At 33.9% G+C, this 14,025-nt stretch carries 12 protein-coding genes; 4 read left to right on the forward strand and 8 right to left on the reverse strand.

Going from position 1 to position 14,025, the window contains the following annotated elements; genetic code table 11:
- Positions 1–11: 11 nt before the first annotated feature.
- The 4 genes from purC to ACT53I_RS06485 form a co-directional block, all read right to left on the reverse strand.
- The gene (gene purC, locus ACT53I_RS06470) at positions 12–731 is read right to left on the reverse strand and encodes a phosphoribosylaminoimidazolesuccinocarboxamide synthase (protein WP_476078953.1); all 720 of its coding nucleotides are present in this window, start codon (positions 729–731) and stop codon (positions 12–14) included.
- Between the two features lie 21 nt (positions 732–752).
- Complete coding sequence (locus ACT53I_RS06475) at positions 753–4,448, reverse strand: phosphoribosylformylglycinamidine synthase (RefSeq protein WP_476078954.1); 3,696 nt, start codon at positions 4,446–4,448, stop codon at positions 753–755.
- Positions 4,449–4,518: 70 nt separating this feature from the next.
- Positions 4,519–5,946 (reverse strand): adenylosuccinate lyase, encoded by a 1,428-nt coding sequence (purB, locus tag ACT53I_RS06480; protein ID WP_476078955.1) that lies wholly within the window; start codon positions 5,944–5,946, stop codon positions 4,519–4,521.
- Between the two features lie 135 nt (positions 5,947–6,081).
- On the reverse strand, positions 6,082–6,888 hold the full coding sequence (locus ACT53I_RS06485; protein ID WP_476078956.1) for an SDR family oxidoreductase: 807 nt from the start codon (positions 6,886–6,888) through the stop codon (positions 6,082–6,084).
- Positions 6,889–7,048: 160 nt separating this feature from the next.
- On the opposite strand from ACT53I_RS06485, the gene ACT53I_RS06490 reads away from it, so the two are divergent.
- Complete coding sequence (locus ACT53I_RS06490) at positions 7,049–8,422, forward strand: aldehyde dehydrogenase (protein WP_476078957.1); 1,374 nt, start codon at positions 7,049–7,051, stop codon at positions 8,420–8,422.
- 38 nt (positions 8,423–8,460) lie between these two features.
- Here the strand turns inward: ACT53I_RS06490 and ACT53I_RS06495 are convergent, their stop codons facing one another.
- Together ACT53I_RS06495 and ACT53I_RS06500 are read right to left on the reverse strand one after the other, a co-directional pair.
- Positions 8,461–9,042, reverse strand: coding sequence for a murein L,D-transpeptidase catalytic domain-containing protein (locus ACT53I_RS06495; protein WP_476078958.1), 582 nt, complete (start codon positions 9,040–9,042; stop codon positions 8,461–8,463).
- 85 nt (positions 9,043–9,127) lie between these two features.
- The gene (locus ACT53I_RS06500) at positions 9,128–9,664 is read right to left on the reverse strand and encodes a thioredoxin family protein (RefSeq protein ID WP_476079383.1); all 537 of its coding nucleotides are present in this window, start codon (positions 9,662–9,664) and stop codon (positions 9,128–9,130) included.
- 112 nt (positions 9,665–9,776) lie between these two features.
- On the opposite strand from ACT53I_RS06500, the gene ACT53I_RS06505 reads away from it, so the two are divergent.
- Genes ACT53I_RS06505 through ACT53I_RS06515 form a run of 3 tightly spaced genes read left to right on the forward strand, consistent with a single transcriptional unit; the run spans position 9,777 to position 12,232 of the window.
- On the forward strand, positions 9,777–10,679 hold the full coding sequence (locus ACT53I_RS06505) for a lysophospholipid acyltransferase family protein (RefSeq protein ID WP_476078959.1): 903 nt from the start codon (positions 9,777–9,779) through the stop codon (positions 10,677–10,679).
- 13 nt (positions 10,680–10,692) lie between these two features.
- Positions 10,693–11,655, forward strand: a complete 963-nt coding sequence (locus tag ACT53I_RS06510) for a glycosyltransferase family 2 protein (protein ID WP_476078960.1) — start codon at positions 10,693–10,695, stop codon at positions 11,653–11,655.
- Between the two features lie 22 nt (positions 11,656–11,677).
- Positions 11,678–12,232 (forward strand): 3'-5' exonuclease, encoded by a 555-nt coding sequence (locus ACT53I_RS06515; RefSeq protein WP_476078961.1) that lies wholly within the window; start codon positions 11,678–11,680, stop codon positions 12,230–12,232.
- A gap of 63 nt (positions 12,233–12,295) precedes the next feature.
- On the opposite strand, the gene apaG is transcribed toward ACT53I_RS06515, so the two are convergent.
- Both apaG and odhB read right to left on the reverse strand, forming a co-directional pair.
- A complete protein-coding gene (gene apaG / locus ACT53I_RS06520) occupies positions 12,296–12,682 on the reverse strand; it encodes a Co2+/Mg2+ efflux protein ApaG (RefSeq protein ID WP_069797320.1) in 387 nt (128 codons plus the stop codon).
- A gap of 108 nt (positions 12,683–12,790) precedes the next feature.
- Positions 12,791–14,017 (reverse strand): 2-oxoglutarate dehydrogenase complex dihydrolipoyllysine-residue succinyltransferase, encoded by a 1,227-nt coding sequence (odhB, locus tag ACT53I_RS06525; RefSeq protein ID WP_461378060.1) that lies wholly within the window; start codon positions 14,015–14,017, stop codon positions 12,791–12,793.
- Positions 14,018–14,025 lie beyond the last annotated feature (8 nt).

Genomic DNA, 14,025 nt, shown 5'->3' on the forward strand with positions numbered 1-14,025 from the left:
CTTTCAGAAAATTACTTTCCTAGAGCTTTTTTCAATCTTTCATAGATTTCTACATACGCTTCAGTAACTTCGCCCAAATCACGTCTGAATCTATCTTTATCGAGTTTTTTCATGGTATCTTTATCCCAAAGTCTGCAAGTATCTGGAGAAATCTCGTCTGCTAGAATAATTTTACCATCAGATGTTTTTCCTAATTCGATTTTGAAATCTACCAAAATAATATTCATCTTATCGAACAATTCTTTCAGTAACTCATTGATTTTATTGGTTAAAGCATATATTTCATCTAATTCTTCTTTGGTAGCAGCTCCCAGGAAAATGGCGTGATAATCATTAATCAAAGGATCACCTAATTCATCTTTTTTGTAGCAAATATCAAAAATAGTCATTGGAGATTTTATGCCTTCTTCTACTCCTAATCTTTGTGCCATACTTCCTGCAGCGTAGTTTCTCACCACCATTTCTAGAGGAATAATACTCACTTTTCTTACCAACTGTTCTCTTTCATTCAATTGTTTGATGAAATGAGTTGGGATTCCTTTTTCTTGTAAATACTCAAAAATAAGTGTAGTAATAGCGTTGTTCATTTCGCCTTTCAAATCGAAACTTCCACGTTTTTGTGCATTAAATGCTGTGGCATCGTCTTTGAATTTTACGATTACTTCTTCTGGATTTTCTGTTGCGAAAACTTGTTTTGCTTTTCCTTCGTAAAGCATTTCACCTTTATTCATATCTAACTTTTTATTTAGGATTTATTTAAAATATTCTACTCCGTTTCTGAAAATATTATGATAATTAGCGGTAGGAATGTTTTTGAACAAACCATCTGCAAAACGTTCAGGATGTCCCATTCTTCCAAAAATCTTACCACTATCACTTGTAATTCCTTCAATTCCGAACAGTGATTGATTAGGGTTAAATGGCATTCCGTGCGCAACGTTTCCATCAGTATCGATGTATTGTGTAGCAATCTGACCTTTTTTGTACAAATCCAGCAATACTTCTTCCGAAGCCATAAATCTACCTTCACCGTGAGAAATCGGGATGGTATAAACCTCGCCTTTCATTCCCTTTAACCAAGGAGAATCATCATTGATGACTTTTACATCTACCATCTGAGAAATGTGTCTTCCGATAGCATTGTGCGCTAAAGTTGGAGATGTTTCATCTAAATCTCTGATTTCACCGTAAGGAAGCAAACCAGATTTTACCAAAGCTTGAAAACCGTTACAAATTCCCAAAATCATTCCGTCTCTGGAAAGCAATTCGTGAACTGCATTTTTCATCTTTTCATTCTTCAAAACATTCACAATAAACTTGGCAGAACCATCTGGTTCATCACCTGCTGAAAAGCCTCCTGAAAACACTAAAATTTGCGACTGTTTAATTTTTTCCACCCAAGCCTCTATACTTTCATCAAGCAATTGATGGGTTAAATTTTTCAGTGGTAAACTCTCTACAATAGTACCTTCTTTTCTGAAAGCATTTTGCGTTTCATATTCACAATTGGTTCCTGGGAAAATTGGAGCAAAAACTCTTGGTGTTCCAATTTTATGAGAAATAATGTTGATTGATTTTTTCTCTGTTCCGTTTAGATTTTCATCAAAATTAATAATGATTTTATCTTTTTCTTTAGTTGAAAATAAATTTTCAAATGTTCCAAAATTAACTTCAAGTAATTTATTGATTTCAAAATCTAAATTATTGATTTTGAGTATTTCTAAATTTTTAACCTCACCTATTAATTCAAGTAAATTATTGTCTAATTTTTCTGTAGATTCTATTACTAATCCACCGATATTTTTATCGAGTAGGAATTTTTCATCAACAGAAATTTTTGCACCGAGAAGATTTCCAAAACTCATTTTTGCAACCGCTACTGCAACTCCACCATCTTTAATGGTTTTCACAGAAACGATGTTTTTGTCCTGAATCCCTTGATGAATATAGTCAAAAACTTCGATTAAATTTTCGTAATTTGGCAATCCATTTTCTTGAGTTTTGTGATGGAAATGATAGATGAAATTTCCAGATTTTTTGAACTCTGGAGAAATGGTGTTTAATTTTTTCCCATCAGCACAAGCGAAGGAAATTAAGGTTGGCGGAACATTGATATCTTGGTACGTTCCACTCATAGAATCCTTACCACCAATTGCCGCTAAACCAAGGTTCATTTGGGCATCATAAGCACCTAAAAGTGATGCTAAAGGTTTCCCCCATTTTTCTGGATTATTGCCTAATTTTTCAAAATATTCCTGAAAACTTAGTCTGATATTTTTAAAATTTCCGCCCATTGCAACGATTTTAGCCACGCTTTCTACCACTGCTAAACTTGCTCCAATCATAGAATTTTGCTTGGAAATTTCGGCATCAAAACCCCAACTTGCATAAGAAACAGTTTCTATATTTTCAGCGTTGAGAATCGGTAATGTTTGCACACAACCTTCCGTTTCTGTTGTTTGATATTTTCCACCAAAAGGAAGCGCAACCGTAGTTGCACCCACTGTAGAATCGAACATTTCTACTAATCCTTTTTGAGAAGCTACGTTTTTATCAGCTAAAATTTTGTAGAAATTCTCTTTGTTAAACTCAATAGAATTTGAGTTAACTTCTTGTAAATGGGCAATCCTTGCCTTTTGATATTTGCTACAACCACTTGTATCCAGAAAAGCTCTGCTGAGATCTACAATTTTTTGTCCGTTCCAGAACATTTGCATTCTTCCACTGTCTGTAACTTTTGCTACTTCAACGGCTTTTATATTTTCTGCTTCGCAGAATTTGATAAATTTCTCTTTTTCGTGAGCTTCAATCACTACCGCCATTCTTTCTTGAGACTCCGAAATAGCGAGTTCTGTACCATTTAAACCTTCATATTTCAAAGGTAAAATATCCAGGTTAATTTCCAGTGAATCAGCAATTTCGCCAATCGCAACAGAAACTCCACCCGCTCCAAAATCATTTGATTTTTTAATCAACTTCGTTACTTCTGGATTTCTGAACAATCTTTGAATTTTACGTTCTTCCACTGCATTTCCTTTCTGCACCTCAGAACTCATGGTATGAATTGAAGTTTCATCTTGCTCTTTAGAACTTCCCGTTGCACCGCCAACTCCATCTCTTCCTGTTGCACCACCTAAAACAATTACCACATCTCCAACAGCTGGTTTTTCTCTGCGAACCCAAGATTTTGGAACCGCGCCTGCTACAAAACCAACTTCCATTCTCTTCGCTTTGTAACCTTCATCATAAATTTCAGAAACGTGAGTTGTAGCCAAACCAATTTGGTTTCCATAAGAAGAATAACCATTTGCTGCTTGTTTAGAAATGGTTCTTTGTGGCAATTTCCCTGGTAAAGTTTCAGAAATTGGCTCTAAAACATCTGCAGCACCTGTTAAACGCATCGCTTGGAACACAAAAGCTCTACCGGATAATGGATCTCTGATTGCGCCACCCAAACAAGTAGAAGCACCACCAAAAGGTTCAATTTCTGTAGGATGATTGTGTGTTTCGTTTTTGAACAACAAATACCAAGGTTCTTTTTTGCCATCGAATTCGGCTTCAATTTCTATAGTACAAGCGTTGATTTCATCTGAAACGACTAGATTTTCTAACTTGCCTGTTTTATGGAAATATCTTGCGCAAACCGTAGCCAAATCCATCAAAGAAATAGGTTTTGCTTCTCTGCCCAAGAATTTTCTTTTTTCTAAATAATCATTGAAGATTTTTTCTAAAGTCTCCTTAAACTTTCCCTCAAACTGAATATCTGTGAGTTCTGTTTCAAAAGTGGTATGACGGCAATGGTCGCTCCAATATGTATCGAGAACTTTTAGTTCCGTTTCTGTAGGATTTCTGTTTTCTGATTTAAAATAGTCTTGAATGAACTGCAAATCATCAAAACCAAATGCAAAACCGTGATTGTTGTAAAAATCGTTAAGTTGTTGAGTTGTTAAATCATTAAAATCATAGTAAATTTTGATTTGATCTGGAGTTTCTTCCGCAGGAATTTCTAAAATTTCAAGATTTTTTTCTTGAGATTCTACTTTATTGATTAGCAAATTTTTGATTTTAGTCAAATCAGCCTCATTGATTCCTTGTAATTCAATCAGTTTACCACTTCTCACGGTAGACTTCTCATTTCCAGTAAGTAATGCGATGCATTGCTGTGCAGAATCTGCTCTTTGATCATATTGCCCAGGAAGAAATTCTGTTGCAAAATAAATGGATTTTGCAGGATTATCATGATGCAAAATATCCACCACTGGATCTACAAAAGTATTGTTGACTACTTTTTCAAATTCCAATTCGCCTAAGCCAAAAATATCATAGATATTAAAGACTTTCACCGATTGAATATTTGGCAAAATAGATTTAATTTCATTTAAAACTTTAGGACTTTCTACATCGAAAATTCCTCTTTTTTCTACGAAAATTCTTTTTTTATGAGACATCAGATGTCAGATTTAAATATTAGATTTATTACTTTTCAAACAAAAAGTGCAGCGACAACGCTGCACAAATTTATACTTTTAGTTCTGATTCTAAGCCAATTAAGTCGGCGTATTTTTCCAAAACAGGTTGAATTTCTTGCTGAACAAATTCCTCGGTTTGGATAGGTGCGAAGCCGATGAAATTTTTAGGGTCTAAAACCTCTTTCAATTTCGACTTGTCTAATTTCAGGGAGTCGTCATTCATGATCCTTTCGATTAAGTCGTTTTCTTTGCCTTCTATTTTTACCTTTTTCGAGGCTTCCATAGAATGAACACGTATCACTTCGTGAATTTCCTGTCGGTCACCACCCGCTTTTACTTCCTCCATTATGATGTATTCTGTCGCCATGAAAGGAAGTTCTTCCATAATATGTTTATGAATTCTGTTTTCGTACACCACGATTCCATTCATAATGTTATTCCAAATCAATAAAATAGCATCTACAGCCAAAAACGCTTGAGGAATCGTTAATCTTTTATTCGCAGAATCATCTAAAGTTCTTTCGAACCATTGTGTAGCGGCTACCATTGCAGATGAATTTTGCAATGACATCACATATTTTGCTAATGCAGAAATTCTTTCAGAACGCATAGGATTACGTTTGTAAGCCATCGCAGATGAACCGATTTGATTTTTCTCAAAAGGTTCTTCTATTTCTTTTAAATTCTGTAAAAGTCTTAAATCGTTGGTGAATTTATGAGCAGATTGTGCAATATTTGACAATAAAGCCAAAACTTTTGCATCAATTTTTCTATCGTAAGTTTGACCAGAAACTCCGAAAACTTTCTCAAAACCAAAACGTTTGGACAATTCTTTGTCTAAGTGTTTCACTTTAGAATAATCTCCGTTAAAAAGCTCTAAAAAGCTTGCTGCAGTTCCTGTAGTTCCTTTTACCCCTCTAAATCTTAGGGTTTCAAGGAAAAATTCTAATTCTTCTAAATCCAGAAGTAAAGATTGCAACCAAAGCGTAGCACGTTTCCCAACCGTAGTTAACTGTGCTGGTTGAAAGTGTGTGAAACCAAGCGTTGGTAAATCTTTATATTGAAGTGCAAAATCAGAAAGATTTTTGATGACGTTTACCAATTGTTTTCTGATAATTTGCAGTCCGTCTCTAATTTGAATAAGGTCTGTATTATCTCCTACAAATGCCGAAGTTGCACCTAAATGAATGATTGGTTTAGCTAATGGAGCAACATCTCCGTAGGTATGAACATGCGCCATCACATCATGACGAAACTTCTTTTCGTAATGTGCTGCTTTTTCGAAATCTATGTTTTCTGAATGTTCTTTGAGCTGAGCAATTTGCTCATCGGTAATGTCTAAACCGAGGTCTTTTTCTATTTCTGCGAGCGCAATCCACAGTTTTCTCCAAGTTCTAAATTTCTGATTAGGTGAGAAATTGAAGAGCATTTCTTCACTAGAATAGCGCTCTTCTAATGGATTTTTGTAAGAATTCATCGAAGGTCTTTTTTTACTTTTTTTAGATGCTCAAAAATACAATAATAATACTTTTGGCACCAATTTATTTAAAGAAAATTAACATTTAATTAACTTTCAACAAAAAACGCAGGAAAAATTTCCTGCACTTCATATTTATTTTCTACCTGTAAAATCTTTCATGGTATCATAAATTCCAAAGATATTTTTCATCACCCAATCAAAGGCTGGAATCGGTAAAATTCCTTGTGAAAAACGGATGAACCAATAAGGAAGTGGCATTGCCAAAATCTTGGTTCCTTTTTCTATGGCTTTGATAATTCTTTCTGAAGTTGGCTCTGGTTCAAGAATCGGAAGTAATTTAGATTTCACTCCGTCAAACATTCCTGTATTAATATAAAAAGGCATAATTGTAGTAACAGAAACGTTTTTATCGAGCTGCTCCATTTCGAGACGAAGAGAATCACTCCAACCGTTTACTGCCCATTTTGAAGCTGCATAAACAGACATTTTAGGATTAGAAATCAATCCTGCTGAAGAAGCGATGTTACAAATGGCTCCAGAGTTTTCTTTCATCATTTCTGGTAAAAATTCTAGTGCGATGTGCATTAAAGCGTTTGCATTAATCAATAACGATTTCTGAATTTGTTCGTGGGTATGTTCATGAAAATATTTCCCAACTACAATTCCAGCATTGTTGATAAGAATATCTACTTTTCCTACTTCTGTTCTTACTCTTTGTGCAGCGATTTTGATTTCATCTAAGTTAGAGACATCTACTTTATACGTAGAAATTTCTTTCCCAAATTTTGCAAATTCTTCTTTGGTTTTGGCTAGTCCTTCTTCATTAATATCCCAAATAATCAAATTGGAGACTCCTCTTTCCAGAGATTTTCTTGCCATGATTTTACCAATTCCAGAGCAACCACCCGTAATCAGTACTTTTTTATTTTTAAAATCCATATCAATTAATTTTTCTTTTATTCAACAGGGTAAGATACTTCAGAAAAGCATTTGTTTTCTTTAAAATTCTAAAAACTATTATTTCTCGCATAAAGTCTTTTGAAAACTGAGAAAATGTTGCATCAAAAATCTACAGTTTATTTTATCTTTGTGAAAATCAATGTCTAAAATAATGAATTACACCGATATTTTACAACAACAGAAAACTTTTTTTAACAGTCACGCTACCAAAGATTTAGATTTCAGAAAAGCACAGTTGCAAAAACTGAAAAAAGTAGTCAAAAGCAATGAAAAATTACTGTATGATGCCATTTATCAAGATTTCGGGAAGTCTGAATTTGAAACTTTCGGCACTGAAATTTCTTTTGTTTATAAAGACATCGACTATTATTTAAAAAATTTAAAATCTTTTGCCAAGCCCAAAAATGTTCTCACCAATATTGTGAACCAAATGGGAAGCAGCAAGATTGTATTTGAACCGCTTGGAAATTGTTTGGTTATCGGTGCGTGGAATTATCCTTATCAATTGACTTTAACGCCTGTAATAGCTGCAATTTCTGCTGGAAACACTTGTATGATTAAACCTAGCGAACTTCCTGAAAACACAATGAAAGCGATGGCGAAACTCATCAATGAAAATTTTGACCCTCAATTTTTATACGTGGTAGAAGGTGGTGTAGAAGAAACCACAGCGATTTTAATACTAAGATTTGACAAAATATTTTTCACGGGAAGTCCAAGAGTTGGAAAAATCGTTTACAAAGCTGCCGCAGAACATTTAACGCCAGTTACTTTAGAATTGGGCGGAAAATCTCCAGCTTTTGTGACCGAAAAAGCAGATTTACAAATTGCAGCGAGAAGAATTGTTTGGGGAAAATTCATCAATGCTGGTCAAACTTGCGTAGCGCCTGATTATCTTTATGTTGCAGAAAATATCAAAGCGAAATTTTTAAAAGTTCTGATCGAAGAAATCAAAAAAAGAAACTATACTGATAACGTAGACCATTATTGTAAAATCATCAACGAGAGGAATTTTGACCGATTAGAAAAGATGATTGACCGTGAAAAAGTGGTTTTCGGAGGGGAAACCAACCGTGAAAAAAGATACATCTCTCCTACTGTTTTAGACAACGTAACCTGGGAGGACTTAGTAATGCAAGAAGAAATTTTCGGACCGATTTTACCGATTTTGACGTATAAAAATCTAGAAACTGCCATACAAACCGTAGTGGAAGGTGAAAAACCGCTTTCTGCCTATTTATTCAGCAATGATGCTAAAGAACAACAACTTTTCACCGAAAAATTAAGTTTTGGTGGCGGTTGTATCAATGATACTTTGATGCATTTGAGCAATGACAGACTTCCATTTGGAGGTGTAGGAAATTCTGGAATCGGGCATTATCATGGGAAATTTGGATTTATTGCATTTTCTCATCAAAAAGCAATTCTCAAAAAATCTAATTATTTGGAACCAGAATTGAAATATCCTCCTTATTCTGATGCTAAACTCAACATTTTGAAAAAATTATTGTAAGAATTTTCTGGCTGATTGGGCAGATTAAGCAGATTTTATTAATAAAAAGCGTACAGTAAAATTTTCTTTTCAGAACGGTCAATATAATTTGCTGTAATTTTAAAAAATTGAGGAGATAACATAGGACAACCTAAACTTAAACATGCAGGATTCTGAGTTTCCGTATCTGGTATACAATGGTAAGAATGCAAAACGATTGCTCTTTTTAAAGCATTGCTATTGGTTTTATCCAATCCTTTTAAACGATAAGATTTACCAAAAGTTCCCACATAAGAATTCATGATGGCATATTTACCTAAAGAAGATTGATAAGAGTTTTCTATGTTGCTAAATTTAAGTTCTTTAGAACCTTTAATCACTGAACCAGAACCATGAGAAACAATGGCCTTATCTAAAACCTTATTATTTTTAAGATCATAAATGAAAAATCTAAATCTATTAGAAGGAATTCTAAAATTGATAAAAATAGCTATATCCTGATTATAATTCTTTCCTTTTATGTAGTTTTTGACTTGCGAAATTCTGTAATTTGGTAAATCATTATTGGCTTTAGAATTTTGTTGAGATTTTGTCTCACAAGAAAACAATATAAACAAAAAGAGGAAAAGAATATTTTTCATGGGTTTAGTTTATGTAGTAACTTTTTTAAAACAAAAATATTGTTTTTCTTCATAAAAAAGAGTTGAAAATTTCAACTCTTTTTTATTATTTTTTAGGTTTCCAAGCTTCGAAGAATGCTTTTACTTTATCTAAGCTGTAGCCTTTTCCTTCTTCCAACGAACCGCTTTCTTGTGTATGAATTTGGTTTCCATTTTTATCTAGAACTATGAAAACAGGATAGCCATATTTCTCACCAGGATTTCCGTATTGTGCAAAAATCTTCTCGTTTTTATTTTTCGGAGAATAATTGAGATGATAATAAATGTAGTTTTCGTCTACTAAATTCTTTAATTCTGGGGTAGTTTGCACGAAATTATTAAATCTCAAACACCAAATACACCAGTTTCCTCCTGCTTGTAGCATGATGTTTTTATTCTCTTTTTTGGCTTTTTTTACCAATTCTGCAATTTTTTGTTCTGCATTTTCTGCCTCGTCATAAGGTTTTGCATAAGATGCTTTTTCGGCTTCTGCTTTTTTCTTGGCTTCTAATTTTTCAGCTTCTGTCATTGTAGAAGTTTGTGCCGAAAAAACTGTTGGCAATAAAAGGCTTACAAAAGCCAATTTCAATATTGATTTTTTAATGTTCATATTTTTGTAAGATGAAGTTAGTATTTTCTATTTTTATTTCGGTTCAAATATAATAAATAAACAACTAAAGTAATGATTTTGTAAATTTGCAACTTAATTTAGAACCGTGAACCAAATATCATTCCAAATATTATTATTTTTTTCTAAGCTTCCCTTAAAAGTACTCTACCGTTTTTCGGATGTATTTTTCTACTTGAATTATTATGTAATCGGGTATCGAAAAAAAATGGTTTTAGAAAATCTTAGAAATTCTTTCCCCGAAAAAACTGAAACAGAACTGAATGACATCAGCAAAAAGTTTTTCAGAAACTTTGGCGATTTTATGATAGAAATGCTTAAAATCTTTTCCATCTCTGAAAAAGAAATCTCTGAATTGGTAGATTACAAAGGTCTGGATGTTTTAAGAAAAGCACACGAACAAAAGAAAAATGTAATTTTATTGGCTGGTCATAACTTTAACTGGGAATTGGCGATTGCTTTGCAAAACAATGTTCCTCAAGAAAACTTTTATGGTATTTATAAAAAACTGGAAAGCGATTTTTGGGATCAAAAAATCATAGAATCTCGAGCGAAGTTTGGTGTAAAATTATTAGAAACCAAAAATGTAATGAGACATTTTTTCACTGAAAAAAGTGATGGAAACTCTCTTTATGGTTTCGCTGCAGATCAATCTCCTTTTAAAACCAAAATCCAACTTGGCATCAACTTCTTAAATCAAAGAACACCCGTTTTTACTGGTTACAACAGATTGCCCAATAAAGAAAATCTCATGTTTTGTTTTACAGAAATCATCAAAGTAAGACGCGGAAAATATCAATTAACCTTCTCAGAAATCACTCCAGAAAACGAAAAATTCGAAGGAGAAGAATTGGTGATTAAATACATGAAATTATTAGAAGAACTCATCAAAAAACAACCTGAAAACTGGCTTTGGACACATAAAAGATGGAAATATAAAAACCGTCTTACTGATGAAATGATGTACCAAGGAAAAGACTACCCTATTTAACGAAAATTTTATTTTGAAAACTGCTATCGCTATACTCAATTGGAACGGAAAAAAATGGTTAGAAAAATTCTTGCCAAACGTGTTAGAATATTCTGACGAAGCTACGGTTTATGTAATAGACAATGCTTCTACAGATGATTCTGTTGCTTTTGTAGAAAAATATTTCCCAACGGTAAAAATCATCATCAATGCTAAAAATTCTGGCTTTGCTGGTGGTTACAACGAAGGTTTACAACATATAAATGAAGAAATCTATTGTTTGCTAAATTCTGATGTAGAAGTGACCGAAAATTGGATTACACCTATTCTAGAACTTTTTGAGAAAAATCCTGATATTGCTGCAGTTCAGCCTAAAATTAGGGCCTTTAAAAATTCTAAATATTTTGAATTTGCAGGTGCAGCTGGCGGAATGATTGATCATCTTGGTTATCCGTATTGTAGAGGGAGAGTTTTCGAAACGATAGAAGAAGATTTGGGACAATATGATGATGAAACAGAGATTTTTTGGGCAACTGGTTGTGCATTATTCATAAGAAGAGAAGATTTCTGGAAGATGAACGGTTTTGATGAAAGATTTTTTGCCCATCAAGAAGAAATAGACTTATGCTGGCGTCTCAAAAATGCTGGAAGAAAAATATATTATTGCGGAAAATCTACTGTTTTTCATGTTGGTGGTGGAACACTTAACAAGCAATCTCCACAAAAAACGTTTCTTAATTTCAGAAATAATTTGACCATGCTTCTTAAAAATTTGCCTACATCTAGTCTTTTTTGGATTATTCCATTAAGATTGGTTTTAGACGGAATTGCAGGATTTTATTTCGGGATGAAAGATGGATTTCCTCACTTAATCGCAGTACTAAAAGCGCATTTTGGTTTTTATGGAATGTTTGCCGAAAGTTTAAAATTAAGAAGCAAACATCAAATTAAAGACTATTACCAAAGTAAATGGTTGATTTTTAAGCATTTTCTTTAACATCATTTCAAAAAAAACATTCATGAATTTTGTTGCATTAGATTTCGAAACGGCTACTCACGAGAGAAACTCTGCGTGTGAATTGGGAATCTGCGTGGTAGAAAATTCTGAAATTGTAGAAACCAAAACTTGGCTCATTAAACCACCGAGTTTTCCTTATTTCAATCCACACAACATCAATGTTCATGGGATTTATCCAAAAGACGTGGCTCATGCTCCTACTTTTGACGAAATTTGGTACGAAATAGAAGATTTGCTCTACGGAAATCTTATGATAGCTCACAATGCTTCTTTTGATGCTGGAGTTTTGCGCAGTTGTCTTGATTATTATGGAATTTTCAAGCCTAAAACAGAATATCTCTGCAGCATACAAATTGCGAAAAAATCTTGGAAAAATCTGACAAGTTATGGTTTAAAAAACCTCGCCAATTGTCATGATATACAATTTACGCATCACCGAGCGGGAGCAGATGCAGAAGTATGTGCGAAGCTTACTTTATTGGCTTTTGAAAGGCTTTTGATTACCGAAAATGATGAATTACCAGCGCTTTTTAGTAAGAATTTGAAAGTTTTATAATTTATAAAATAAAAAAGTCAGAACACCTGCTCCGACTTCATTACGTGAATTTTTATTTTAAAACTAATTGCAAAGAACTTCTGAAACCAAATTAAATTTAGGAATATCAGACTCAAAAGTTTCTAAAGTTTCTAAATTTTTAAAAATGTAGTTTCCCTGCATGTTTCCTACTCCTGAACGTAAAATGACATTAGAAAAGTAACTGAAAGATTCTCCAGGTTGTAATTCTGGAGTCATACCGATTACGCCATCTCCCATTACTTCTGTAAATCCGAAACTTACATCATAAATCAGCCATCTTCTTTTCATGAGTTTTACTGCATCATTTCCTAGATTTTCTATGACGATATTGTATCTGAAAACAAAACGATTGTCTGCAGGAAAAGAATTTTTCACATCATATTCTGGGATTACAGAAACTTTGATGTTTTGAGTAATTGAAGAATACATTTTTAAAATTTTATGATGAAATAAAGATAACAAAAATCCCGCCGAAAAATCAGCGGGAATTATTTATTTCATAAATAGTTAATATTTATGACTTTATTTTCTAAGAAATTAAAGTTCTAGCGCTTTTCTTTCGTCGCCACCCATTAGAATTTCTACTGGATTGTCTAGCGCTTCTTTTACTGCAACTAAGAACCCTACAGATTCTCTACCATCAATAATTCTGTGGTCATAAGAAACCGCCAAATACATCATTGGTCTGATTTCTACTTTGCCATTTACCGCAACTGGTCTTTCGATAATGTTGTGCATTCCTAAAATTGCAGATTGAGGTGGATTGATAATAGGTGTAGAAAGCATAGAACCGAAAACACCACCATTGGTAATGGTAAATGTACCACCTGTCATTTCTTCGATGGTGATTTTACCGTCTCTTACTTTGGTTGCTAGTTCTTTAATGCTAGCTTCTACTCCTCTTAAAGTAAGGTTTTCTGCATTTCTTAATACAGGAACCATTAAACCTTTAGGACCGGAAACAGCGATAGAAATATCACAGAATTCGTTGTTGATTTTGTAATCTCCATCAATCATAGCGTTTACATCTGGATACATCTGTAAAGCTCTGGTTACCGCTTTGGTAAAGAAAGACATAAATCCAAGACCTACTCCGTGTTTTGCAGCGAATTCTTCTTTGTATTGTTTTCTGATTCTGAAAATTTCAGACATGTCAACTTCATTGAAGGTAGTTAACATTGCTGTTTCGTTTTTCACAGAAACCAATCTTGCCGCCAATTTCCTTCTTAAAACTGAAAGTTTAGTAGTGGTTTGAGCTCTGTTACCCGAAGAAACACCCATTGCTGGAGCACCAGGAGTTGCATTAAGCGCATCTTCCTTGGTAATTCTTCCGTCTCTACCAGTTCCTGAAACTGCAGCAGCATCAATTCCTTTTTCGTCTAGAATTTTCTTAGCAGCTGGAGATGGCGAATTGGTAGCATAAGTAGCAGCTGGAGCAGCAGCAGGTTTTGGAGCCTCTACTTTTGGAGCTTCTTCCGCTTTTGGAGCTTCTGCAACTGGTGCAGCTGTACCTTCTGGTTTAGCTCCGCTCATATCAATTAAACAAACGACTTGACCAACTTTTACTACTTCTCCTTCTTCCGCTTTTAGGGTAATGATCCCTGCTTGTTCTGCTGGAAGCTCTAGTGTAGCTTTGTCTGAATCTACTTCAGCAATTGCTTGATCTTTTTCTACATAATCTCCGTCTTTTACCAACCAAGTTGCTATTTCTACTTCTGTGATTGATTCTCCTGGAGAAGGAACTTTCATTTCTAGTATTGACATTGTATGTA

The sequence above is a fragment of the Cloacibacterium sp. DMC96 genome (assembly GCF_056313765.1).